Annotated in this window: 22 protein-coding genes; 9 read left to right on the forward strand and 13 right to left on the reverse strand. The window is 72.4% G+C overall.

Annotated features, from left to right (window positions below; translation table 11 throughout):
* The first annotated feature begins 45 nt into the window (after positions 1–45).
* Complete coding sequence (locus tag ACF062_RS00450) at positions 46–786, forward strand: class I SAM-dependent methyltransferase (protein WP_392133786.1); 741 nt, start codon at positions 46–48, stop codon at positions 784–786.
* Between the two features lie 45 nt (positions 787–831).
* On the opposite strand, the gene ACF062_RS00455 is transcribed toward ACF062_RS00450, so the two are convergent.
* Positions 832–1440, reverse strand: a complete 609-nt coding sequence (locus tag ACF062_RS00455) for a DUF1349 domain-containing protein (protein ID WP_392133789.1) — start codon at positions 1438–1440, stop codon at positions 832–834.
* A gap of 4 nt (positions 1441–1444) precedes the next feature.
* Positions 1445–2977, reverse strand: coding sequence for an aldehyde dehydrogenase (NADP(+)) (locus tag ACF062_RS00460; RefSeq protein ID WP_392133792.1), 1533 nt, complete (start codon positions 2975–2977; stop codon positions 1445–1447).
* Between the two features lie 125 nt (positions 2978–3102).
* Here ACF062_RS00460 and ACF062_RS00465 point away from each other — a divergent pair, with 125 nt between their 5' ends.
* From ACF062_RS00465 to ACF062_RS00485, 5 genes are all read left to right on the forward strand, one after another.
* Positions 3103–3876 carry an IclR family transcriptional regulator gene (locus ACF062_RS00465; RefSeq protein ID WP_356577655.1) on the forward strand — a complete coding sequence of 258 codons (774 nt, stop codon included), beginning with the start codon at positions 3103–3105 and terminating at the stop codon, positions 3874–3876.
* A gap of 3 nt (positions 3877–3879) precedes the next feature.
* A complete protein-coding gene (locus tag ACF062_RS00470; protein WP_320591323.1) occupies positions 3880–4356 on the forward strand; it encodes a GNAT family N-acetyltransferase in 477 nt (158 codons plus the stop codon).
* A 76-nt stretch (positions 4357–4432) separates the two neighbouring features.
* Entirely contained in the window at positions 4433–5464 is a 1032-nt protein-coding gene (locus ACF062_RS00475; RefSeq protein WP_392133797.1) for a hypothetical protein, read from the forward strand.
* On the forward strand, positions 5461–6717 hold the full coding sequence (locus tag ACF062_RS00480; protein WP_392133800.1) for a sensor histidine kinase: 1257 nt from the start codon (positions 5461–5463) through the stop codon (positions 6715–6717). Before ACF062_RS00475 ends, ACF062_RS00480 begins: the two co-directional genes overlap by 4 nt.
* Positions 6714–7397 (forward strand): response regulator, encoded by a 684-nt coding sequence (locus ACF062_RS00485; protein WP_392133802.1) that lies wholly within the window; start codon positions 6714–6716, stop codon positions 7395–7397. The genes ACF062_RS00480 and ACF062_RS00485 overlap by 4 nt, the downstream gene beginning before the upstream one ends.
* A gap of 253 nt (positions 7398–7650) precedes the next feature.
* Here ACF062_RS00485 and ACF062_RS00490 read toward each other — a convergent pair whose 3' ends face one another.
* The 5 genes from ACF062_RS00490 to ACF062_RS00510 form a co-directional block, all read right to left on the reverse strand.
* Entirely contained in the window at positions 7651–8928 is a 1278-nt protein-coding gene (locus tag ACF062_RS00490; RefSeq protein ID WP_392133805.1) for a metallophosphoesterase, read from the reverse strand.
* A 206-nt stretch (positions 8929–9134) separates the two neighbouring features.
* Positions 9135–9812, reverse strand: coding sequence for a response regulator (locus ACF062_RS00495; protein WP_392133808.1), 678 nt, complete (start codon positions 9810–9812; stop codon positions 9135–9137).
* Positions 9809–11128 carry a sensor histidine kinase gene (locus tag ACF062_RS00500; protein ID WP_392133812.1) on the reverse strand — a complete coding sequence of 440 codons (1320 nt, stop codon included), beginning with the start codon at positions 11126–11128 and terminating at the stop codon, positions 9809–9811. Before ACF062_RS00500 ends, ACF062_RS00495 begins: the two co-directional genes overlap by 4 nt.
* Positions 11129–11331: 203 nt before the next feature.
* Entirely contained in the window at positions 11332–13566 is a 2235-nt protein-coding gene (locus tag ACF062_RS00505; protein ID WP_392133815.1) for an MMPL family transporter, read from the reverse strand.
* Positions 13567–13739: 173 nt separating this feature from the next.
* Entirely contained in the window at positions 13740–14606 is an 867-nt protein-coding gene (locus ACF062_RS00510; protein ID WP_392133818.1) for an SDR family NAD(P)-dependent oxidoreductase, read from the reverse strand.
* 57 nt (positions 14607–14663) lie between these two features.
* Between ACF062_RS00510 and ACF062_RS00515 the strand changes: the two genes are divergently transcribed.
* Both ACF062_RS00515 and ACF062_RS00520 read left to right on the forward strand, forming a co-directional pair.
* Entirely contained in the window at positions 14664–15128 is a 465-nt protein-coding gene (locus ACF062_RS00515; RefSeq protein WP_392133821.1) for a MarR family winged helix-turn-helix transcriptional regulator, read from the forward strand.
* 193 nt (positions 15129–15321) lie between these two features.
* Positions 15322–16770 (forward strand): peptidoglycan D,D-transpeptidase FtsI family protein, encoded by a 1449-nt coding sequence (locus tag ACF062_RS00520; protein ID WP_392133823.1) that lies wholly within the window; start codon positions 15322–15324, stop codon positions 16768–16770.
* A 134-nt stretch (positions 16771–16904) separates the two neighbouring features.
* On the opposite strand, the gene ACF062_RS00525 is transcribed toward ACF062_RS00520, so the two are convergent.
* The 4 genes from ACF062_RS00525 to ACF062_RS00540 all read right to left on the reverse strand — a co-directional run bounded on the left by ACF062_RS00525 (position 16905) and on the right by ACF062_RS00540 (position 19529).
* Positions 16905–17663, reverse strand: coding sequence for a hypothetical protein (locus ACF062_RS00525; RefSeq protein ID WP_392133826.1), 759 nt, complete (start codon positions 17661–17663; stop codon positions 16905–16907).
* Positions 17660–17998: a PadR family transcriptional regulator gene (locus ACF062_RS00530; RefSeq protein ID WP_356577641.1), complete on the reverse strand. Its 339-nt coding sequence runs from the start codon at positions 17996–17998 to the stop codon at positions 17660–17662. Before ACF062_RS00530 ends, ACF062_RS00525 begins: the two co-directional genes overlap by 4 nt.
* A gap of 13 nt (positions 17999–18011) precedes the next feature.
* The gene (locus tag ACF062_RS00535; RefSeq protein ID WP_392133829.1) at positions 18012–18767 is read right to left on the reverse strand and encodes a CPBP family intramembrane glutamic endopeptidase; all 756 of its coding nucleotides are present in this window, start codon (positions 18765–18767) and stop codon (positions 18012–18014) included.
* Between the two features lie 168 nt (positions 18768–18935).
* A complete protein-coding gene (locus tag ACF062_RS00540; protein ID WP_392133831.1) occupies positions 18936–19529 on the reverse strand; it encodes a TIGR03086 family metal-binding protein in 594 nt (197 codons plus the stop codon).
* 153 nt (positions 19530–19682) lie between these two features.
* Here ACF062_RS00540 and ACF062_RS00545 point away from each other — a divergent pair, with 153 nt between their 5' ends.
* A complete protein-coding gene (locus ACF062_RS00545; RefSeq protein ID WP_392133834.1) occupies positions 19683–20891 on the forward strand; it encodes an MFS transporter in 1209 nt (402 codons plus the stop codon).
* 50 nt (positions 20892–20941) lie between these two features.
* On the opposite strand, the gene ACF062_RS00550 is transcribed toward ACF062_RS00545, so the two are convergent.
* A complete protein-coding gene (locus ACF062_RS00550; RefSeq protein WP_392133837.1) occupies positions 20942–22108 on the reverse strand; it encodes a hypothetical protein in 1167 nt (388 codons plus the stop codon).
* Positions 22105–23070, reverse strand: a complete 966-nt coding sequence (locus ACF062_RS00555) for a 5-dehydro-4-deoxyglucarate dehydratase (protein WP_392133840.1) — start codon at positions 23068–23070, stop codon at positions 22105–22107. The genes ACF062_RS00550 and ACF062_RS00555 overlap by 4 nt, the downstream gene beginning before the upstream one ends.
* Between the last annotated feature and the right edge of the window lie 190 nt (positions 23071–23260).

Here is a 23260-nt window from a genome sequence, read left to right on the forward strand (position 1 = left end):
CTTATCGAATTGACCGCCCCCGGCGGGCAGTGCTGGAGTCGGCACGTGGACAGCATCCCCGCCAACCGGCGGCTCTGGAACCGGATCAGCAGCGCCTACCAGCACGAGCACGACCCGCGCATCGGGGCCGCACCCCGGCTGTGGGGCATGTACTCGATCCCCGACGCGCACCTGCACGCCCTGGGCGACGTCACCGGCAAGCGCGTCCTCGAACTCGGCTGCGGCGCAGGACAGTGGTCCAGGGCGCTCGCCGCCGAGGGCGCCATCGTGGTCGGGCTCGACCTGTCCGAAGCCCAACTGGCCGCCGCGGCCCGCGCGATGGGGGCGGCCCGCTACCCGCTGGTGCAAGGCGCCGCCGAACGGCTCCCCTTCGCCGACGGCAGCTTCGACCTGGTGTTCTGCGACTTCGGTGGGCTCAGCTGGGCGCCCCCGCACCTCGCCGTCCCGCAGGCCGCACGCGTCCTGGCCCCGGGCGGGCGCCTGGTGTTCAACGTCGCCAGCCCATGGTTCGAAGCCTGCTACGACGAAGCCGCCGGCCGCGCGACCACGACGCTGCGGCAGGACTACTTCGGGCTGCACACCATCGCTGAAGGCGACGGCGCGACCAGCTATCAGCTCACCTACGGCGACTGGGTCAGGGTCCTGCGCGGCGCGGGTCTGGTCATCGACGACCTCATCGAGCCGCGGCCCGAACCGGGAACACGCAACGGCTACAACGAGACCGACCCGCCCGACTGGGCACACCGCTGGCCGGCGGAACTGCTCTGGGTGACCCACAAGCCGTAGGTTCCGCCGCGCCAAGACCTGCGGAATCCCCTCGCCGGGCGCCGGTCAGGAGCCGTCCCGCAGGCCCTTCGGCCAGTTGGGGCGGAACTCGATCCCGTCGAACGTCACCTCGCAGCCCTCGCCGGTGGGCGACTGGGCCATGAAGCCGACGAGGGCCGCGCCCGCCGACTCCTCGTCGCCGAGCGAGAAGATCCGCACGAACGTCCAGCGTTCGCCGTCCGTCGACGCGTGGAAGGCGAACGCCGAGCCGGTGCGGCTGACGCGCAGCCAGGCGCTGTCGCCGTCCACCTCGAAGGCGTTGGCGTCGTCGGAGCGGCCGCGGGTGACGACCGCGCAGATCGTGGGCCGGTCGGGGGAGCGCTCCAGGCAGAGCTTGGCCCACTCCCGCTCGCCGACATGGAGGTACAGCACGCCCGCGTCGAAGGCGGCCGCGAAGCCGACCGTGACGCGGGCGATCAGCTGGAAGTCACCTTCGGGCGCCCCGAGGAGGCGGGGCGCGTCGGAGGCGGAGTCCAGTGCCGCGCCGGTCGGCGGCACGAAGCGGTCCTGCCGGGCCCCGGCCCGGCCGGTGAGCACCCCCTCCTCGTACGACCAGTGGCCTTCGGGGCCGTAGCTGCGCAGCGGGAACGGGAGGTGCTCGATGGTGACGTCCATGGCGTCAGTGTTCCAGGCGCCCGTCCACGCGCCGCGGCAGTCCCAGCGGGTTGGCGTCGCGCAGCTCCGGCGGGAGCAGGGCCTCCGGGGTGTTCTGGTAGGCGACCGGGCGCAGCCAGCGCTCGATGGCCGTGCCGCCCACTGACGTCGAGGTGGAGGTGGTGGCCGGGTAGGGGCCGCCATGGTGCTGGGCGGGTGCGACGGCGACGCCGGTGGGCCAGCCGTCGACGAGTACGCGTCCGGCGAGCGGCGTGACCTCGGCGATCAGCTCGGCGCCGCGGCCGCTGACGCCCGCCGCCTCGTCGGAGGAGAGCTGCACGGTCGCCGTGAGGTTGCCGGGCAGGCGCGAGAGGACGGCGGTGATCTCCGCGTCGTCCGCGTAGCGCGCGACGACGGTGACCGGGCCGAAGCACTCCTCCAGGAGCAGGTCGTGCTCGCCCTCGCTCGCGAGGCGCGCGGCCGGGACGGTGAGGAAGCCGGCGCTGACGGTGTGCTCGTCGCCGGCGCCCGGGGTCACCGGGGCGTCCACGTCCGGGAGTCCGGCGCGCTCGCGCACCCCGGCGACGAAGTTGTCCCGCATCCGGTGGTCGAGGAGCACCCCGGCCTCGGTGCCGCCGACCGCCTCGGTGAGGGACTTCACGAGCCGGTCGCCGCCCGCGCCCTCGGGGGCGAGGACCAGGCCCGGCTTGACGCAGAACTGGCCGACGCCGAGCGTCATCGAGCCCGCTAGTCCGGTGCCGATCTGCTCGGCGCGCTCGGCGGCGGCGGCCTCGGTGACGACGACGGGGTTGAGGGAGCCGAGCTCGCCGTGGAAGGGGATCGGCACGGGCCGGGCGGCGGCGGCGTCGAAGAGGGCGCGGCCGCCGCGGATGGATCCGGTGAACCCGGCGCCCGCAACCAGCGGGTGCTTGACCAGCTCGACGCCTGCCTCGAAGCCGTGTACGAGGCCGAGGACGCCCTCGGGGATGTCGTGCGCGGCGGCGGCCCTGCGCAGCACCAAGGCGACCAGCTCGGAGGTGCCCGGGTGGTCGGGGTGGGCCTTGACGACGACGGGACAGCCCGCGGCGAGGGCGCTCGCGGTGTCGCCGCCGGGCACGGAGAAGGCGAAGGGGAAGTTGGACGCGGAGTAGACGGCGACGACGCCGAGCGGGATCTTGTAGCGGCGCAGGTCCGGGATGGGCGGGGTCGCCGAGGCGTCGGGGTGGTCGATGACGACGCCGAGGAAGGCGCCCTCGTCGACTATGTCCGCGAAGGCCCGCAGCTGGTAGCAGGTGCGGGCGAGTTCGCCGGTGAGGCGGACGGAGCCGAGCGCGGTCTCCGCGTCCGCGGCCTCCACGAGCTGGTCCTTCGCCTCCTGGAGCAGCTCGGCGGCGGTGCGCAGGAAGGCTGCGCGGACCGCGCGGTCGGCGAGTGCGGGCGCCGCGTCCCGGGCGGCGCGGACCGCGCGGCCGACCTCCTCGGCTGTGGCTTCCACCGCAACCTGCTCACGCTGCTTCCCGGTTCGGGGGTCGACACTCCAGACTGGTGCTGCTGCCACCGCGGATTCCCTTTCCAGACGTATGCCACTCACCTGGGCTGTTCGATATACTGAACGCCGTCTCTGTTCGTGAATGACCGGAGGCTTCGGAGACTATTTCTCGGCGAACTAAGGGGTCAAGGGCGATGTCGACTGGCGAGACCGGAGGCGGTGCGCAGGTCAAGTCCGCGGTGCGGACAGTTGAATTGCTCGAGTACTTCGCGGGCCGCCCCGGAATGCACTCCCTGGCCGCCGTCCAGGAAGCGGTCGGGTACCCGAAGTCGAGCCTCTACATGCTCCTTCGCACCCTGGTCGAACTCGGCTGGGTGGAGACCGACGCGACCGGCACGCGGTACGGCATCGGCGTACGCGCCCTGCTGGTCGGCACCTCGTACATCGACGGCGACGAGGTGGTGGCCGCCGCCCGGCCGACCCTGGACCGGCTCTCCGACGACACGACGGAGACCATCCACCTGGCCCGGCTCGACGGCACGAACGTCGTCTACCTCGCCACCCGCCAGTCCCAGCACTACCTGCGGCCCTTCACCCGGGTGGGGCGCAGGCTGCCCGCGCACTCCACCTCGCTCGGCAAGGCGCTGCTCGCCACCCACACCGACGAGCAGGTCCGCAAGATGCTCCCGGAGGCGCTGCCCGCGCTCACCGAGCACACCATCACCGACCGCGAGAAGCTCATCGAGGAGCTGCACACGGTGCGCGAGCAGGGCTTCGCCGTGGACCGCGAGGAGAACACGCTGGGCCTGCGCTGCTTCGGCGTCGCCATCCCCTACCGCACCCCGGCGCGGGACGCGATCAGCTGCTCGGTGCCGGTGGCGCGGCTCACGCCCGCCCACGAACAGATGGTCAAGGACGCCCTGTTCGACGCGCGCGACCGGCTGACACTGGCAACTCGTAGGCTCTGACGCATGGATGTCAGTCTCCGCGAAGTGCACGACAGCGATCTGCCCGTCTTCTTCCGGCAGATGAACGACCCCGAGTCCGCCCACATGGCCGCCTTCACCCCGAAGGACCCCGGCGACATGGACCGCTTCGACGCGCACTGGAAGAAGATGCGCACCTCCCCCGGCGTCGACGTGCGCACGGTCCTCGCCGACGGGGACGTGGTCGGCAGCGCCGCGGTGTACGGCGAGCCGGGCGAGCGCGAGGTGACGTACTGGATCGACCGCGCGTACTGGGGTCGCGGCCTGGCCACCGCCGCCCTGCGCGAGCTGCTCGCGCTGATCCCGGAGCGCCCGCTCTACGCCCGCGCGGCGGCCGACAACGCGGGCTCGCGGCGCGTCCTGGCGAAGTGCGGGTTCCGCGAGACCGCGCGGGAGCGGGGGTTCGCGGCGGCGCGCGGGGCGGAGATCGACGAGGTGGTCCTCGTCCTGGACGGCGGCTGAGACTCCGCCGCGCGGGGGAGGCGGATCATCGCGGCGCAGGAGGTGCGGTGGGCCCTCCTGGCGGGAGCGTGGGGTCATGCCCCGATCGCTGCCCGACCCGCTCCTGGCCGTCGCCCCGCGGCCGGCCTCCCCCGCGCCGTTCGCGCTGAGCCGTTCCCGCCGCGTGCTGCGGTGCGTCGCCCTGGCCGCCTGTGTCCCCTACCTCGCCCTCAAGGCCGCCTGGATCGGCGGGAGTCATCTCGGGATCCCCGAGGGCAGCCCGCTGCTCGACCACCGCGCGTCGATGATCTTCGCGAACGGCCTGACCGTGCTGATGGACGCGGCCGTCATCGTGCTGGTGCTGCTCCTGACCCGGCCGTGGGGCCTGCGGACACCCGCGTGGCTGCTCGCGTTCCCGATGTGGGCGGCGACGGGGCTGCTCGTGCCGATCATGGCCGGGTTTCCGCTGCAACTGCTGGTCAGGGCGTTCGGCGGGAGCGTGCACGGCTCGTCGGGGAGCGGCGGGGGCGAGCCGTTCCTCGCCGAGTGGGTCTTCGGCGTCGTCTACACCGGTTTCATCCTTCAGGGCATCGCGCTCGGCTCCCTCTTCGTGCTGTACGCCCGGGACCGTTGGGGGCACCTGTGGCGCGGGCGCGTGGGGGACCTGCCGCGCCCCGGAGCGGGTTCGAGGGGCGTGCGGGCCACCGCCGTCGCCGCCGCGCCGCCGGCCCTGGCGCTGCTCGTATGCCATCTGCTGTGGGCGACCGGCTCCACCGCAGGACTCAGCGCGGCGCAGGCCGAGGCGCGCACCACCGACTTCTACGTCCTGGAGTGCCTGGACATGGTCTACCTCGCCGCCGCTGTGACGGGCGCCCTGGTGCCGGCCTTCCGGTGGCTTCCCGCGCTGCCCGTGAAGGTGCCGTTCGCGCTGGCCTGGGTGGGCTCGGGCGCGGTGGGCTGCTGGGGCGGCTGGCTGGTGTTCGCCTCGCTCGTCGGCCCCTCCGACGACGTCTCCCGACAGCCCACCGGCCTCATGCTCCTGGCCTACTCTGTGCAGATGATCACCGGAATACTCGTGGCCGCCGTCGGGGTGCGCTTCCTCAAGGAGCGGGCGGGTTCACCGGCGTGAGGGCCCTCGCCACCGCCCTCTTCGGGCGTCGGACGCGCCGCCGGTGGATCCATCTGATCCTGGGCGGCGCGCTCTCCATGCCGTACGTCTTCGTCGGTTCGGTGCTCGTCGGGCCGCTCGTCGGCGACGACCGGTTCTTCGGGTCGCTCGCCTCCCAACTCGCTTCCTTCGCGGCCGGGTTGCCGCTGGCCGCGATCACCGCGCTGTTCCCGCTGACCCGGCCGATGTCGGTGGCCGCCGTGCGGGCGCTGTGCGCGGTGCCGGACGACTCGCTCGCCGAGGCGCCCGCGCGGGGGCGGGTGGCGCGGGGGCGGACCGCCGCCTGGTTCACGCTGCACCTCGGCCTCGGCGGGATCGTCAGCGGCATGTCGCTCGCGCTGCCGCCGTTCGCCTGCGTGCTGATCGCGCTGCCGTTCTTCGTCGTGTTCGGGGGCAGCCGCATCGGGCTGCCCGAAGTCTTCGGGGAGCCCTGGATGGTGGCGCTCTCCCCGGTCATCGGCTGCGCGTCGCTGGTCGCGCTAGCGGCGTGCGCGGCCACCGCCGGCGGGCTCCTCGCCCGCTGGGCGCCGGAACTGCTCGGGCCCACGCCCGCCGACCGGCTCGCGGCCGCCGAGCAGCGGGCCGCCGACCTCGCGGTGCGCAACCGCCTGGCGCGCGAGCTGCACGACTCGGTGGGCCACGCGCTGAGCGCCGTCACACTCCAGGCGAGCGCGGCCCGCCGCGTCCTCGACCACGACCCGGAGTTCGTCCGCGAGGCGCTGGCCGCCATCGAGGACACCACGCGCCGCACGGTCGGTGAGCTGGACGCCGTGCTCGGCGTGTTGCGGGAGGCCGACGACGCCCGCGCGACGGCGCCCGCGCCCACCCTCGAAGCCGACCTGGACGGCCTGCTGCGCCGCACCGGGGCGGGCGGCCTGCGGGTGAGCGCCGCCGTCGACATGGACCCCGCCGGCCTGCCCCCGCTGGTCTCCCGTGAGGCGTACCGCATCGTGCAGGAGGCGCTGAGCAACGCCCTGCGGCACGGCGGTGAGGGCACCGACGTCACCCTGCGCGTCGCCCTGGAAGGACCCGACCTCACCGTCACGGCCGAGAACCCGCTGCCGCCCCGCTCCCCCGCCCCGCGCCCCGGCGGCGGCCACGGCCTGCGCGGCATAGCGGACCGGGCCCGGCTGCTGGGCGGCACGGCGGCGGCGGGCCCGGCGGACGGGGTGTGGCGCCTTGACGTACGACTTCCGCTGAAAGGACACGCATGACGACCGCACCCTCCCCCGAGAGCCCCGCCCTGCGGGTCGTGCTCGCCGACGACGAGCGCATGGTGCGTACCGCCCTGCGCGCGATCCTCTCCGCCGAGGCGGGCATCGAGGTCGTCGGCGAGGCGGCGACCGGTGCCGAGGCGGTGTCGGTCGTGCGGGAGCTTGAGCCCGACGTGGTCCTGATGGACGTCCGCATGCCGGAGATCGACGGCATCCGCGCCACCGAGCAGATCCTGCGGACGATGCCGCGACCGCCGCGCATCGTGGTCGTGACGACCTTCGAGAACGACGCGTACGTGTACGAGGCGCTGCGCGCGGGCGCCGCCGGGTTCCTGCTCAAGCGGGCGGACGCGGACGCGCTCGTCCAGGCCGTGCGCATCGTCGCGCACAGCGACTCGCTGCTCTTCCCCTCGGCCGTGCGCGCCCTGGCCGCCGAGCACGGACGCGCCAGGCCCGCACCACCCGCCTGGGTGGCGCGGCTCACCGGCCGGGAGAACGAGGTGCTGCGGCTGATGGCGGCGGGGCTGACCAACGCGGAGATCGCCGGACGGATGGGGGTGGGCGCGGCGACGGTGAAGACGCACGTGGCGTCCGTCCTCGCCAAGACGGGCGCGCGGGACCGCACGCAGGCGGTGATCGCGGCGTACGAGGCCGGTTTCATGAAGAGCGACTTTCTGTGAATCGTGTCTGAGCTTCGACTGACTCGTACCGTTCGCGGCAGGCGATCCAGTGAGGCGAATCGCCTGTCCGCTTTTTGATCTCGCGCACAGCCCCGACATCGATTGTTCCTTCGAGTGATTGAGCTGGGGCCGAAGGCCGGGGGATGTCGGCCGGGACGGCATGCGCTGGATGCGCACCGAGCACGCGACACCAGCGAGTACCAGCTCCTCAACGATGACGATGCTGGTCCGGCTCGCCGGCACCACGCGTGCGTTATTGCCTGCGCAATTCGATGACTGTGATGTCGGGTGGCGCTCCGACTCTGATGGGTGGCAGGGATGCTCCGACTCCGCGAGAGACGTAGAGCTGTGTGTGGTCGATGGTGGCCAGTCCCGCTGTGAGGGGTTGGGTCAGCGGCACGAGCAGGTTGCCGGGGAAGAAGGCTCCGCCGTGTGTGTGCCCGGACAGTTGGAGATCGACTTTGTGCCGGGCGGCTTCGTGCACCTGCACGGGTTGGTGGGCGAGCAGGACGACGGGGTGGGAGGCGTCGCGGTCGCCGAGGGCCTTGTCGTAGTCGGGTGTGTCGTGGTTCTGCTCGCCTGTGACGTCGGTGACGCCTGCGATGTCGATGGCTCCGCCCCGGTGTTTGATCAGTGTTCGGGTGTTGCGCAGGGTGGTGACGCGGAAGTCGGCGAGTGTGGCGATCCAGGCGTCGACATCGTGGCGGTAGTCGTGGTTGCCCGTGACGAAGAAGGTGCCGTGGGTCGAGGACAGCCGGGTGAGCGGCGCGGCGTGAGCGGCCAGGTCGCCGGCGGTGCCGTCGGAGAGATCGCCCACGATGGCGACGATGTCGGGCGAGGTGTCGTTGATCATCCGGACCGTGCGTGCGGTGTGGGCGCGGCCGAAGAACGGCCCGAGGTGGAGGTCGCTGGCCATGGTGATGCGCATGCCGTCGAGTGAGGGGTGCAGTCGGCGCAGGGCCACGGGCACGACTTTCACATCGGGTGCTCCCAGACCGCGGTGAAAGCCATAGCCGGTGGTGGCCACGGCGGTTCCGGTGGCGAGCAGCGCGACCGAGCGGGCCAGCACGAGACGGCGGTCCACCATCCGCGGTGCCTCCTGGGCCGGTCGGGGATTCGGGGCGCCCATGACCGGAGCCGTAACGGGGTGGCTCTGCTGCACGACCGGCGCCCGTAGGGCCTGCTCGGGAATCACGGGGCCGGTTACGGTTCGACGCCGCAGTGCACGCGCCGTGAGGCGTGCTGGGATTTCCAGGACGGCGAGTGTCATCAGCAGGTAGGCGGCCAGGGCGACCCACACGAAGGCCGGCCAGGCCAGCCATGCGATGCGTGTGGGGTTCGCGTACTGGGCGGCGAGGACACCGGTGGGGACCAGGACCGTGAGTGCGATTGCCGTGGCCCCGCCCGCGCGGCGCAGCCGGGTGGGCGCTGTGACGTCCTTGACGAGCCTCAGGTAGAGGTAGCGGTGTGCGGCGGCTGAGGCGATGATGCTCACCGCGGCGACGGTGGCTTCCTGCGCGAGGGTGCTCACGCCGCTGCCTCAGCCGGTGGGAACGGGCTGGAGACGGGTCGCCCGTCGTGGGTGCTGGGGCCGGGGTGTCGGTGCATGGCGGCGGGGTGCTCCGGGCGAGTTGTCGAATAGTTGGAGTTGATTGGTCCGGGGTCGGCGGCGCCCGGCTGGAGGGACGGCCGCGTCGGACGGCGGCATCTGGGGTCCATCTGCCTGCTCGGGCGGGTTCACTGAGGGCGGGCCAGGCCCACGTCGTAGGCGAAGATGACGGCCTGTACGCGGTCGCGGGCATCGATCTTTGCCAGGATGCGGCTGACGTGGGATTTGACCGTCGACTCGGCCAGGTGGAGGTGGGCGGCTATCTCGGTGTTGGACCAGCCCGCGGCGACGGCGGTGAGGACTTCGCGTTCACGTTCGGTCAGGGCGGCCAGTTGTCGTCGCTGTGCGGGGCTGAGGACAGGAGCGGCGGAGGTCCGTTGTGGGTGCGTGGTGGTGAAGGCGTCGATGAGTCTGCGGGTCAGGCTCGGGGAGGTGACGCTGTCGCCGGCCGCCACGGTCCGGATGCCGACGACGAGTTCCTCGGGGCGTGCGTCTTTGAGGAAGAAGCCGGCCGCTCCGGCTCGCAGGGCCTCGTAGGCGTACTCGTCGAGGTCGAAGGTGGTCAGGACCAGGACCCGCGAGCGGCCGCCGGACTCGACGATGCGGCGGGTGGCCTCGATGCCGTTGACACCGGGCATCCGGACGTCCATCAGGACGACGTCGGGACGCAGTTCGGCGGTCAGGCGGACGGCCTCCTGGCCCTGGGAGGCTTCGCCGACGACTGAGATGTCCGGCTGTGCTTCGAGGAGCATGCGAAAGCCCAGTCGTTGCAAGGTCTGGTCGTCGACGATGAGGACGGTGGTCATATGCGGTGCTTCTCCGTGACGGCGCTGGGCAGGGTGTGGGAGGTGCTCAGGACGGTGTGGACGCGCCAGCCGCCGGCGGGGGTCGGGCCCGCGCTGATGCGCCCCTGGTAGAGGGCGGCGCGGTGGCGCATGCCGACCAGGCCTTGCCCGCTGTGCCTGCCGTGCCGTTCGCTGTCCGCCGCACGGGTGGGGCCTGTGTCCTCCACCGTGATGTGCACCGACTTCTCGTCTCTGTACAGGTCGACGGAGACGGTGGTGTCGGCCGCGGCGTGTTTGAGGGTGTTGGTGAGGGCTTCCTGCACGATGCGGTAGACGGTGAGCTGAAGGCCGGGACCGAGCGGTGTGAGGTCCCCTTTGGTGTGCAGGTCGGCGGTGGGACCTGCGGCGCGGAAGCGGTGGAGCAGCGCGGGCAGGTCGTGAAGGTTCGGCTGCGGTGCGAGCGGGGTGGTGTCCCGCTGTGTCGCGGGGTTGTCGACCACGATGAGCAGGCGGCGCAGTTCCGCGAGGGCCTCGCGGCTGCTGTCGCCGATGAGGTCGAGGGTGTCGGCGGATTTCTCCGAGCGGGACCTGGCCAGGGCGGCAGCTCCGTCGGCGAGCCCGATGATGACGGCGAGGGTGTGGCCGAGGATGTCGTGCATCTCGTGGGAGACGCGGGTGCGTTCCGAGGCCGCGGCCAGGCGGGTGTGCTGGTCCCGCTCGGTCTCCAATGCCACGATGTATGCCTTCGCCAGGCGTCCGGTGAGGGCCAGTCCGGCGCAGGCGGTCACGGCGAGCATGGCCAGCAGCGTGACGATTTCTGGGCGCTTGGCGTGTTGCAGTTGGCCGCTTCCCCAGAACGCCGCGATCCAGAGAACGAGCTGGGCGGCGGTGACCGTGCAGGCGAGGACCATCTGGCGGTGGCTACCGTGGCGGCCGACGTTGTAGAGCGCGACGATCCGGGCCGCGTCGGCACCGTTGAGGACGTTCAGCGGCAGCGCGAGGACGGAGGCGGCTGTGGTGATCGCGAACACCAGGCCGGGACGGCGTTCGCGCCACAGCAGCGGAACCGTGTAGGCGAGGGTGAGGACGATCTCGCTGGGCAGGTGGGCGCGGTTGGCCGGGTTGAGGAGGGAGGGCAGTGCGAGGACGGCGCAGAAGACGGGCACGGTCCACAGCCGCAGCCGGGGGTGGTCGCGGTCGAGCGTCCGCCAGGCGGCCAGCCCGCTGATGATCGACACCGTGACGCGGTGGTCGGGGTCGCTGGTCAGTGACCGCGGAAGCCGTGAAGCATGGGGCGAGGTGCCGCGTACGGGTTCTCGGGTGGTTGGCTCGCTCATGGCAGGTGGGGGCCTTTTCACTGTCCGGGCAGGCCGCCCGCCGCTCCCCGGGGAGCGTGAACCGGCGGGCGGGGCAGAGGGGCCCGGGCAGCTGATGTGCGGTGCACGGTGTGCTGTCCGGGCCCCGGGGGCCGCCTGCCGCCCCTCGGGGGATGGGGGCCGGCAGGCGGGGTCGGGGTGTGCCGGGGTGTGCCGGGCTGTGCCTATCCCAGGGGCGCGGGCGCCGTCGGCTCCTGGTCGTTCTGCGCGGGGATGCGGGTCTGGCGTTCGCGTTCGGCCAGTACCCGGCGCAGCTTCTCACCCTCCACGTCGACGTTGGGCAGGCGGCGGTCGAGCCAGCGGGGAAGTGCCCAGGCCCGTGCGCCGAGCAGGGTCATCACCGCGGGGACGAGGGTCATGCGGATGACGAAGGCGTCGAAGAGGACCGCGGTGGCGAGGCCCATGCCGATGGATTTCACCAGGGCGATGTCGTCGAGGAGGAACCCGGCGAACACCGAGATCATGATGATGGCGGCGGCGGTGACCACGCGGGCGCCGTGGCGGAACCCGGTGACGATCGCTTCGGTGGGGCCGGCGCCGTGGACGTATGCCTCGCGCATCCCGGAGACGAGGAACACCTCGTAGTCCATGGCCAGGCCGAAGACCACGCCGATCAGCAGGATGGGCAGCAGGCTGACGATGGGTGCGGTCTCGTCGACGCCGAAGATGTCCTTGAGCCAGCCCCACTGGAACACGGCGACCAGCACGCCGAGGGTGGCGACGACGCTGAGCAGGAAGCCGGCCGCGGCCTTGATCGGGACCAGGACCGAGCGGAACACGAGAAGCAGCAGGACCAGCGCGAGGCCGACGACGACGGCCAGGTAGGGCACCATCGCCTCGCCTAGTTTGGCGGAGACGTCGATGTTGAGCGCGGTCGTGCCGGTCACCATCACCTGCGCGCCGCTGTCCTTCTCCACCGCGTCGCTGCGCTCGCGGATGTCGCCGACCAGGTCGACGGTCTCCTGGCTGGTGGGCGAGCTTCCCGGCACCGCGGTGAGCAGGGCCACGTCACCAGCCTCGTTGAAGACCGGAGGCCGTACGGCGGCGACGCCGTCGAGGCCCTCCAACAGGGCGGAGGTGTCCGCGGCCGCGGTCTTCGCGGCGTCGCCATCGGGTGCGTCAACAACGATGGTCAGCGGGCCGCTGAAGCCCGGTCCGAAACCCTTGCCGAGCGTGTCGTAGGCCACGCGCTGGGTGCTGCCGGGGGCCGCCATGCTGTCGTCGGGCAGAGTCAGCCGCAGCGACAGCGCCGGGATGGCCAGCACGCCCAGGCCGACCACCGACGCCAGCAGCATCTTCCAGGGGTGACGGGTGACGAAGCGGCCCCAGCGAACCCCCATCGTGACGCGCCGGCCGCGCTGCTCGGCACGCACCCGGCGTGTGGTGAGGCGACCGCCCGCCACGCGGGTACCGGTGAAGCCCAGCATGGCCGGCAGGAGGGTGAGCGCGACCAGCACGGCGACGGTGATGGCGAAGGCCGCGGCCAGCCCCATGGTGGTGAGCATCGCGATACCGATGACGCTCAGACCGGCGAGCGCGATGACGACGGTCAGGCCGGCGAAGACCACCGCCGAGCCCGCGGTGCCCAGAGCACGCCCGGCGGCTTCCTCGGGCGCGTGCCCCTCACGCAGCTCTGTGCGGTAGCGCGAGACGATGAACAGGGCGTAGTCGATGGCCACCGCCAGACCCAGCATGAGCGCCAGAGTCTGCGCGTTGGAGGCCATGTCGACGAACGAGGAGACGACGGTGATGGCGCACAGGGCGATACCGACGCCGACGATCGCGGACAACAGCGGCAGTCCCGCCGCGACCAGCGAACCGAAGGTGACGACCAGGACGAAGGCGGCGACCAGCAAGCCGATCAGTTCGGCCGCGTTGCTCTGCTCCTCCTCCAGCACCGCATTGCCGCCCAGGCTGACGTCCAGGCCCGCCTTCTCGCCCTTGTCCGCCACCTCGTGCAGGGCGTTTGACGCGGCGGGAGTGATGTCGGCCTGCGGGACGGCGTAGGTCACCTGGGCGTAGGCGACGCCGCCCGAGGAGCTGACCAGGCCGGCGGTGAAGGGGTCGGTCACGTTCGCCACCTGCGGTGCCTTGCGCAGGTCGGCGACCAGCGCCTCCACCTCCTGCTTGTGGGCGGCGGACGTCAGCTTCTGCCCGTCCGGAGCCTCCATGACCACACGGGCCGTGGCGCCGGAGGCCGAAGCCTGCGGGAACTCCTTCTCCAGCAGGTCGATGGCCTGCTGCGACTGGGTTCCGGGAAGCGTGAAGTCGTCCGTCGTACTGCCCGACACGCTGCTGACGCCGATGACCGCGGCGGCGAGCACCGCGATCCACGCCAGCAGCACCAGCCGGCGCCGCCGGAAGGCGAGCCGGCCGAGCCGGTAGAGAAAGGTGGCCACGAAAATTACTCCCACCAGGAGGGAAAACGGATGTGTGAGGGCGAGCCCGACAGGCTCCGCCCATGAACGTAGGAGCCGGCTGCGGCCGAAAAGAGCTACTGGAGGACGAATCCGCGCCCGGGGCGGTACCCCGGTACCGGGCGGTGTCCTCCTTGAGGCGGGCGTGCCGGGTCTCAGCCGACCGGGTGGGCGGCGAGAAGTGCCGTGGTCGCGTCCCACAGCTCCCGCTGCACGCGCGGCTCCCGGCCGGGCTCGGGGCACTGCAGGGGGCGTGCGCCGCGGGCGGAGAAGTAGCCGCCGGTGGTGCCCGCCAGCGCCGGGTCGGTGGCCAGTCGCACAATGATGCCGGCGCCCTTGCGGGGATCGCCGATCCTCAGAGTGTTCAGCACCCGCTGCAGGACGGCGGAGCCGGGCAGGTCCCGGCCCAATCCGGTGGCGTTGAAGCCGGGGTCGCAGCAGTTCACCGTGACCTTGTCCGCGTCCAGGCGACGGGCCAGCTCCTGCGTCCACATGATGTTCATCAGCTTTGTGCGCCCGTACAGGGGCATCGACTCCCGGCGGGTGTAGGGCTCAGTGCGCGACAGGTCCTCGGCCGGGACGATCGTTTTCGCCTGCCGGGCCGCTTCGGAGGCCACGTTGACGATCCGGGCCGGCGCCGAGGACCCGAGCTTCGCCGTCAGCGCCCCGGTCAGGACGAACGGGCCGAGGTAGTTCACCGCCGCCATCTCCGCCAAGCCCTCGGTGGTGACGCGCTGCGCGAAGGCATGGAGACCGGCGTTGTTGACCAGGACGTCCAGGCGCGGGTAGCGCGCGGCGATCTCCTCGCCCGCACGGCGGGCGTCGCGGAGCAGGCCCAGGTCGGCGTGGAAGACATCCACGGGCTCGTCGGTCACCGCCTTCAGGTCGGTGACGAGAGCCTGCGCCTTGCTGCGGGAGCGGGCCACGGTGCCGATGCGGTAGCCCCGGCGGGCCAGCTCGAAGGCGGCGATGCGGCCCAGTCCGGAGGTGGCTCCGGTGACCACGGCGACTGGACGATCCATCCCGCAACCCCTTTCGTGAGGTACCTCATGATTATGTTGTGCGAGGATACCCGAACCATGGAGCAGCACGAATCAACAACGGCGGGCAGCGCCCCTGAGCAGGTGGGAATGTCCTTCCTGGCCCTCGCGTACAGCCTGCGCGAACAGGTCGACCAGCACATGCTGGCGACCGCCGGCCTGTCCCTGTCCCGCACCAAGGTGCTTCAGGCACTGGCGGCATGCGGCGCGCTCCACCAAGCGCAGCTGGCCGCCTCCCTCGGCCAAGCACCGCGCTCCGTCACCCAGGTCGTGGAAGGCCTGGAGCGCCTCGGCATGGTCGCCCGAACCGGCGACCCCGAGGACCGCCGCCGCAAGACCGTCTCTATCACCGACATCGGCCGCACGGCACTAAAGGCCGCGGAAGAAGCGGGCACGCAGGTACTTCGCCAGCGCTTCGGCCGTCTCGAACCGCAACAGCTGGCCACACTGGACACGCTGCTCGCGCACCTGGACATCGCCCTCACTGGCGGCAAGACCGGCTGACGCGGAGGGAAGAGCCCCGCCCCAGTGGGTCAACCCATAGACCTGTCGAAAACTGGGCCTTGTGCTGTGCTGGTGGCTGTTTCTGGTGCGCAGAAGCGGCCGACGGCCGCGGTTCATGAGGACTCTCTGAGAAAACGGTCGCAAGGGGACCAGAAGGGAACGAAACCTTCCCCCTCGCTCGTCCTTCCGTGGGATGAACAAGACGATCAGGCGCGCCTCGGTCTTCGCTCTGCTGCTCGTGCTCGCCCTGCTGGTGCGGGCGACGTGGGTGCAGTTCTACGACGGCAAGGCGCTCGCGGACGACAAGCACAACCGGCGCAACGCGATCGAGCAGTACGCGAACCCGCTGGGCGACATCATCGTGGGCGGTGAGGCCATCACCGGCTCCGCGCGGACGACAGGAGGGGACCTCGCCTACAAGCGCACGTACAAGAACGGCGCCCTGTACTCACCCGTGACGGGCTACAGCTCGCAGGTGTACGGCGCCACCCAGCTGGAGGGCATCTACAAGGACCTCCTGGACGGCACCGACAACCGCCTGAAGAAGCCGCTCGACACGGTCACCGACAAGCGCGCCGACCCCGGCGACGTGGTGACGACCATCGACCCGGCGGTGCAGAAGGCGGGGTACAAGGCGCTCGGGGACACCAAGGGCGCGGCGGTCGCGCTCGACCCCAAGACCGGCAAGATCCTCGGCATGGTCTCGACGCCGTCGTACGACCCGTCGAAGATCAGCGGTTCCACGGACTCGAAGGAGTGGCAGGCGCTGACGTCCGACAAGGAGAAGCCGATGGTGAACCGGGCGATGCGCCAGCCGCTGCCGCCCGGCTCGACGTTCAAGCTGGTCGTCGCGGCGGCCGCCCTGGAGGACGGGCTCTACTCCTCGGTGGACGCGAGGACCGCCAGCCCGAACCCGTACACGCTGCCGGGCACGACGACGGTCCTGCGGAACGAGAACCCCTCGGCGCCGTGCGAGAACGCGACGATCCGCACGGGTCTCCAGTACTCCTGCAACAACGTCTTCGCGAAGATGGCCGTCGACCTGGGCCAGGACAAGGTCAAGGCGATGGCGGAGAAGCTGGGCTTCGGCGCGGACAAGCTGGATGTGCCGGTGCGCGCGGCGAAGAGCGTGTACCCCTCCGGCATGGACAAGGCCCAGACGGGCCTGTCGGGCATCGGCCAGTTCGACGTGACGGCGACACCGCTCCAGATGTCGATGGTGTCGGCGGCGATCGCCAACGGCGGCGAGCTCGCCGCGCCGCACATGGTCTCGCAGATCACGGACGCCGACGGCAACGTCCTGGAGAAGTTCGGCGACGGGGACTCCCAGCGTGTGATGAGCGAGTCCGTCGCCGAGGGCCTCCAGTCGGCGATGCGGACGGTCGTCGAGAAGGGCACGGGTTCGAACGCGCAGATCGACGGCGCGACGGTCGGCGGCAAGACGGGCACGGCCCAGCACGGCGAGAACAACAGCAAGACGCCGTACGCGTGGTTCACCTCGTACGCCAAGGGCGCGGACGGCCAGGAGGTGGCGGTCGCGGTGATGATCGAGTCGTCGAGCGCGGCCCGCGACGAGGTCAGCGGCAACGGCCTGGCGGCGCCGATCGCCAAGGCGATGATGGAGGCGGCGCTGAAGGGCTGAGGCGGCACACGCGCGCGGGCCCCGGGGTGCCGCCCCCGGGGCCCGCGCGCGTGTGTACACCTGTCAGTGCCGCGCGCGCGTGTGTACCTGTCAGTGCCCGCGTCCGCACTTGTCCACGCCCGCGTCCGTGCCCGTCAGCGCCCCCGGCCGCGCCTGTTGCTCCACAGCCGGAAGCCGAGGGTCAGCGTCAGCGGCACGGCCGCGCCGAACAGCAGACCGCCGGTGAAGCCGAGCCCCGTGCTCGCCTCGCCGTCGTCGAGCGCGGCCCACAGGCCCGCCAGCGCCACGGTCGCCCCGAGGACGGCGAGCAGGGCGTAGAACTTCCGGCTGAGGAAGTTCGTCCGCTCCGGGACCGGCGGGGGCGCGGCGATCTCCGCCGCCGGGCCGAGGCTTGCCGCCCTGGGTCGCTTGAACCAGGCGTAGACCACCCAGGTGCCGCAGGCCTCCCAGCCGTCGGGGGCGAGGCGTTCGTCCAGGCCTTCGCGGCCGCGCGTGATCAGTTCCCTGCGGTACTCCCACCGCTGGGGCCGCGCGAGATCCCGGTGGCTGACGAAGCGGCCGAGGGCGTCGACGCGCTCGACCTCCCAGCCCTGGTCGCCGAAGCGGTTCAGGAGTTCCTCGTCGACGTAGGTGTCGGCGGTCCAGCGCCAGGTCTCGACGTGTCCCTCCGGGGGCCCGTCGGGGGTGGCGGCCTCGGGGGCCAGCTGCCGGGCGAAGTCCCGCGCCGGGCCGAACTCCGTCTCCGCGTCCTCGGCGCCGGACTCCTCCAGGTGCGCGGCCAGGTCCGCGACGGTCGCCTCGACGCGGTCGGCGGGCAGGCCGTGCGCGAGGAGCCGCTCGGCGAGGTCGATGAGGTAGCCGTCCTGTGTGTGCGGGGTGTGTGGGGTGCTCATCGCACACCCGCCTTCGCGAGGATCTCCCGTACGGAGCCGTCGAAGGCGAGCCACAGCCCGCCCTGCTCGCCGAGGGTCTCGCGCCCGGCGTCGGTGAGCCGGTAGTAGCGCCGTCCCGGCCCCTTCTCGGCGGCGCGGAACTCGGCGGCGACCAGGCCCGCCTCCTCCAGGCGGTTCAGCACGGGGTAGAGCGTGCCGCCCTTGATCTGGCCGAAGCCGGCGGCTCCGAGAAGTTTGGCGATCTCGTAGCCGTAGCTCTCGCCGTCGGTGAGGCTCGCGAGTACGAGAAGGTCGAGTACGCCCTTGAACCAGCTGGCGCGGCGGTCGGCGGTCACGTTCTCGGGCCCTTCACTTGGCGGTGAGCGGCGCCGCGGACGCCGTGGGCGGCGCGGACGGCGTCGGCGGCGTGAGCGTTGTCAGATCGCGCACACTGAGGATGACGTGCAGGGCCACAGGCAGGAGCAGGCTGCCGGTGGCCAGGTACAGGCCGGTGAGCAGCGCGCCGAAGACGGCGAAGACGAGGAGTCCCTGGCGGCCCTGGTAGTAGCCGGCGACGGCGTAGACGAGCACGGAGAGGGCCGCGGCGGCGTAGAGGTGGAGGCCGAGCACGCCGACGCCGAAGGCGATGAGCAGGCCGCGGTAGACGAACTCCGCGCAGATGCCGTCGCTCACGCCGAAGGCGACGGCGAGGGCGCGCTCGCGGGGCGTGCCCGGCAGCATCGCCTCGATGGCGGCGCGCCCGGGTACGTGCTTGCCCTGCCGGTCGAGGTCGCGGAGCGCGCGACCGGAGGTCACCGCGATCACCACGCAGAACAGGACGCCGACCGCGACGACGGCGGGCTTGTCGGGCGAGGCGATGCCGAGGTCGGCGGCGGCCGTGCCCGGCGAGAGCAGCAGCGCCGCGGCCGCCAGGGCGGCGAGGGCCCACCACAGCGCGAGCACGACGCGGAAGTAGCGGACGAGGGCGCCGGGTTCGGTGGCGCGGCGGCGGGCCAGCGAGGCGTACATGCGGCGGCCGAGCAGGGGCTCCCCGAGCAGCAGATAGGCGCCGATCGCGGCCGTGAGAGCCGTGGCGGCGGGTGAGAAGTCCGGCGAGATGGTCATGGCGGGGTCCCCCTTCCCGGAGGGGGCGCGGACGTGCGCGGTGGCGCGTGCCCGCACCCCCCTTGAGCGTCTGAGCTACCTAGACCGTAGAGCGACCTAGTCAGGAATGCAACCTAACTAGATATGTCGAGCGCGGCAGGAGGGCCCGAACGCACGGACGGTTGCTCCTCAGCCCGCGACCCGCCACCCCGGGTCGCGGCCGCTCAGTCCGATCACCCGGTCCAGGAGCGGCGCCCCGTCCGGCACCGGGACCGGCGGGCCGAAGAGGCCGCCCGGCTCCTCGCCCTCCTCCCCACCGGGGGCCAGCACCGCCAGCGCTCCCTCCAGGCTCGCCTCGTCGGGCGCGTACTCCTGGCCGGTGGACCGCGCCAGGTCCCAGCCGTGGACGACCAGCTCGTCGAGGGCGACCAGGCCCGCGACCTCGCCGGGCAGGTCGACGCCGCCCGCGCGGGTCATGCCCTGCCGGGCCGCCGGGTCACGCCACGCCTCGGCGAGGGCGTCGAGGGCCTTGGGCAGCTCGTCCCGCCAGCCGGGGCCGATGTCCGGCACGGTGCTCGCGGGGTCCTGGTCCAGGGCCGGCCCGAAGTCCTTGCGCGCGGCCGCCTCGAAGGCCTGGGCGAGGCCGATCAGATGTCCGAGCAGATTCCGCACCGCGTACTGGGGGCAGGGCGTGGGAGCCGCGAGCTGCTCGTCCGTGACGTGCGCGGCCAGCTGCGCCACCAGGCGGGCCTGCGGGGCGAGATCGAGGTGGTCGACGGTCATGGGGGCCTCCACTAAGGACTTCGCGCTTGGGATAAGGCGGCTTTCTCGGTACGCCTCCCCTGGTGGACCGGCCGCGCGACCCGAACTCATCGGCTTCCTTAAGGAAACCGCCCGATACCGTGCCGAGGGCCTCAGGAACCAGCATCACCAGGCATGACATCGACGATCGGGCGCGTCCTGCGGGACCGCAACGCCGGCCTCTATCTGGGCGCGGTGGTGGTCTCCGGCTTCGGGACCTCCGCGCTGTGGCTCGTCTCCGGGGTCTGGGTGAAGGAGCTGACCGGCTCCGACGGGCTCGCCGCGCTCTGCCAGCTGGCCCTGTGGGCGCCCACCCTCGCCGGCCCGCTGCTCGGCACGCTCGCCGACCGCACGCGCCGCAAACCGCTCCTGGTGACCGTGAACCTGACCCTCGGTGCCCTGCTCCTGTCCCTGTTCGCGGTGGACTCCGCCGGACGGCTGTGGATCCTCTTCGCGCTCCTGCTGGTGTACGGGGCGTGCGGCGTCGTCACGGACGCGGCGGAGGCCGCCCTGGTCCCGGCGGCCGTCGGCAAGGAGCTGCTCGGCGACTTCAACGGCCTGCGGATGTCCGCGAACGAGGGCATGAAGCTGGTGGCGCCGCTCGCGGGGGCGGGCCTGTTCACCGCGTACGGCGGCGCCCGGGTGGCGCTCCTGGACGCCGTCACGTTCGTACTCGCCGCCGGCATGTACGCGCTGCTGCGGGTCCGGGAGGCCGCCCCCGTCCGTGAGCGCGCCTCGCCATGGGCCCGGACCGCCGAGGGTGCCCGGTACCTGTGGGGGCACGAGCGGCTGCGGCCCGTCGTGGTGGCGGGCGGCCTGACGATGCTGACGTCGGGGATCAGCGGTGCGACGGTCTACGCGATCGTGGAGCGGCTCGGCCACTCGCCCGCGTACACGGGCGTGCTGTACGTCGTGCAGGGCGCGGGCTCCGTGGCGGTGGGCGTGGCCTCGGGGGCGCTGCTGCGGCGCTTCGGGGCGTGGCGGTTCGGCGGCGTGGGCATCGCGCTGACCGGTGTGGCGGCGGTCCTGAGTGCGCTGCCGAGCGACGCGGCGGTCCTCGCGGGGAGCTTCGCGAACGGCGTCGGGCTGCCCTGCGTGCTGATCGCGGGGCTCACCGCGGTGCAGCGGGAGACGCCGGACGCGCTGCTCGGCCGGGTGGCGGCGACCGCCAATACGCTGATGTTCGCACCGACCGCGCTCGGCATCGCGGCGGGCGCGGCCCTCGTGGAGAGCGTCGACATCCGCGTCCTGCTGCCGGTTCTCGCGGGGGCGCGGCTGCTGATCGCCGCGCCCCTGCTCCTCGGGCGCCGGGTGCGGGTCACTTCACGTCGGCCCAGCGCTTGATGGTGGCGACGGCCTACATGTCAGGCCCCGCCAGGCACACGGGAAGCCGGTCACCCCAGGCCCGCCAACCCCCGCCCGACCCGCGCCAGGTCCGCGTCCGAGGCCAACCCCGCGTGGTACAGCCGCAGTTCCGTGGCGCCCAGGTCCGCCGCCCGGCTCGCGTCGGCCGCGAGGGTCGCGGGGCTGCCGCCCATGCCGGTGACCACGGTGAGGTTGGCGGCCAGCACGGTCCCGTCGCCCGCGTGCTCGGCGAACGGCGTCAGGGCCTGTGCGCCGCCCGTGCAGGGCACGACCACGCCGTCGGCCACGGTGAGGATGTGCGCCGGGTCGACGCCCGCGTTCGCGCCGCAGTGGTACGTGACCGGGTCCGCGTGCAGCAGCACCTGGAAGCCCGGCGGGGCCGCCGAGCGGACGGCGCCGATCACGGCCTCCTGGAGCGTGCGGGCGGTTTCCTCGCGCCACGCGCGCGTGGCCGTCGCCCGCTGTGCGCCGAGGAGCTTCTCGACGGACGCCCAGCCGGTGTCCTCGGCCCGGCCGCGCCAGAGCGGCTCCAGGGCGTCGCGCACGGCTGCCGCGAGCTCGTCGGGGTCGAGGCCCGTTGCGGCGTACCCCTCGCGGCAGGAGGCACAGAAGCAGAGCGACATCAGATACTGGCCCGCCTCGCCGAGACCGACGCCGGCGATCTTGTCGTGGGCGTGCAGGTGCGCGAGGCCGTACCAGCCGCACGACTCCAGTTCGGTGCCGCTGGTCTCCGGGCGCGCGGCGGCCTCGGCGGCGAGGTCGACGAGGTACGCGCGCGTGGCGGGCTGCGCGACGCACGGCGCCCAGGGGTAGCGGTCTCCGTAGGCGTTGACCACGGAGGTCGCCGGATGCTCCGCTCCGAGGCGGGAGTTGTGGGCGAGGACGACCCAGCTGTGCACGTCGAGCCCGGCGGCACGCAACGCCTGCGCGGCCTCTCCGTAGGCATCGCCCGGCGCCCAGTCCCCCGCGGCGTACGGCCGCGGCACGCGCCCCTCCCACGCCTCCCCCGGCGGGTAGAGCACGGCGGCGTGCGCGGCCGTGACGATCCGGTGGCGCGGGTGGCGCGGGGTCAGCGCGCGCGTGGAGTGATAGGCGGAGGCGAGGGTGACCTGCCGGACGCCGAGCGCGGCGATGCGGGCGGGCGCGTCCGGGTCGCCGACGACGTCCCAGGGGTAGAGGAACGCGGCGGCCTTCACGCGCCCGCCCCCGGGTGCGCGGTCCCCAGCAGCCCACGCCCCTGCTCGACGAGTTCGGCCAGGCGTTTGACGTGCTCGGCGGCGGGTTCGTGCAGCGGCGGGCGCACGGGGCCGACATCGAGGCCACCGAGCCGCACGCCCGCCTTCACCAGGGAGACGGCGTAACCGCGGCCGAGGGCGCGCAGCTCCACGAAGGGCCGGTAGAAGCCGTCCAGGAGGCGGTTCACGGTGGCGTCGCCCTCGGAGGTCCCGGCGTTGAACGCCCGGTGGTAGGCGAGCGCGATGTCGGGCGCGAAGCAGAAGACGGCCGAGGAGTAGAGGCTCACGCCGATGCCGCGGTAGGCGAGGCCGGTCAGCTCGGCGGTCGGCAGGCCATTGAAGTAGAGGAAGTCCCCGGGTACTTCGGCGCGCACGGCGCTGACCGTGCGCTGCATCAGGTCCATGTCACCGAGGCCGTCCTTGAAGCCGATGACGCCTTCGGCGCGGGCGAGCGCGACGACCGTCTCCGGGGTGAGGACGGCGTTGTCGCGCTGGTAGACGATGACGTCCAGGGAGGTGGCCGCGGCGAGTTCGGTGTAGTGCCGCAGCAGCCCCTCCTGCCCGGCGACGACGAGGTAGGGCGGCATGGCGAGCAGCCCGTCGGCGCCCGCCTCCTCGGCCAGGCGCGCGTACCGCACGGCGAGCGCGGTGCCGTACCCGGCGCCGGCGACGACCGGCACCCGGCCCGCCGCCTCCTCGACGGCGGCGGCCACGCACTCCTGGAACTCCTCGGGAGTCAGGGCATGGAACTCGCCCGTGCCGCAGCAGGCGAAGACGGCCGCGGCGCCCGCCTCGATGCCGCCGCGCACATGGGTGCGGAAGGCGTCCAGGTCGACGGAGCCGTCGGGTCCGTACGCGGTGACCGGGAAGAACAACGGCCCGCTGAGGACGCGAAGTCGGGAAGCTAGAGGGGCTGACGTCACGGGCTCTCCCTAAGCGTGCAGGCGTGCACTTTCTGATTCCCGTGCACGTTCCTGTTCCCCGTGCACGTTTCTGATTCATATCCATATCCCTGAACACGGCCACGCTAAGGCGCCCCCTCGGACCCGGTCAAGCGGATGAACTCCCCACACAGGAGCGGATTTACCGCCTCCGCGAGAGACTCGACGACAC

Origin of the sequence: Streptomyces sp. NPDC015345, from assembly GCF_043078805.1 — a bacterium.
In the GTDB taxonomy this organism is placed as follows: Bacteria; Actinomycetota; Actinomycetes; order Streptomycetales; family Streptomycetaceae; genus Streptomyces.

What these genes read in the sequence shown, in the direction of transcription:
- ACF062_RS00455 (WP_392133789.1), bottom strand. Translation starts at nt 1,440, where the DNA reads ATGGACGTCACCATCGAGCACCTCCCGTTCCCGCTGCGCAGCTACGGC.
- ACF062_RS00465 (WP_356577655.1), top strand. Translation starts at nt 3,103, where the DNA reads ATGTCGACTGGCGAGACCGGAGGCGGTGCGCAGGTCAAGTCCGCGGTG.
- ACF062_RS00470 (WP_320591323.1), top strand. Translation starts at nt 3,880, where the DNA reads ATGGATGTCAGTCTCCGCGAAGTGCACGACAGCGATCTGCCCGTCTTC.
- ACF062_RS00475 (WP_392133797.1), top strand. Translation starts at nt 4,433, where the DNA reads ATGCCCCGATCGCTGCCCGACCCGCTCCTGGCCGTCGCCCCGCGGCCG.
- ACF062_RS00485 (WP_392133802.1), top strand. Translation starts at nt 6,714, where the DNA reads ATGACGACCGCACCCTCCCCCGAGAGCCCCGCCCTGCGGGTCGTGCTC.
- ACF062_RS00495 (WP_392133808.1), bottom strand. Translation starts at nt 9,812, where the DNA reads ATGACCACCGTCCTCATCGTCGACGACCAGACCTTGCAACGACTGGGC.
- ACF062_RS00500 (WP_392133812.1), bottom strand. Translation starts at nt 11,128, where the DNA reads ATGAGCGAGCCAACCACCCGAGAACCCGTACGCGGCACCTCGCCCCAT.
- ACF062_RS00510 (WP_392133818.1), bottom strand. Translation starts at nt 14,606, where the DNA reads ATGGATCGTCCAGTCGCCGTGGTCACCGGAGCCACCTCCGGACTGGGC.
- ACF062_RS00515 (WP_392133821.1), top strand. Translation starts at nt 14,664, where the DNA reads ATGGAGCAGCACGAATCAACAACGGCGGGCAGCGCCCCTGAGCAGGTG.
- ACF062_RS00520 (WP_392133823.1), top strand. Translation starts at nt 15,322, where the DNA reads ATGAACAAGACGATCAGGCGCGCCTCGGTCTTCGCTCTGCTGCTCGTG.
- ACF062_RS00525 (WP_392133826.1), bottom strand. Translation starts at nt 17,663, where the DNA reads ATGAGCACCCCACACACCCCGCACACACAGGACGGCTACCTCATCGAC.
- ACF062_RS00535 (WP_392133829.1), bottom strand. Translation starts at nt 18,767, where the DNA reads ATGACCATCTCGCCGGACTTCTCACCCGCCGCCACGGCTCTCACGGCC.
- ACF062_RS00540 (WP_392133831.1), bottom strand. Translation starts at nt 19,529, where the DNA reads ATGACCGTCGACCACCTCGATCTCGCCCCGCAGGCCCGCCTGGTGGCG.
- ACF062_RS00545 (WP_392133834.1), top strand. Translation starts at nt 19,683, where the DNA reads ATGACATCGACGATCGGGCGCGTCCTGCGGGACCGCAACGCCGGCCTC.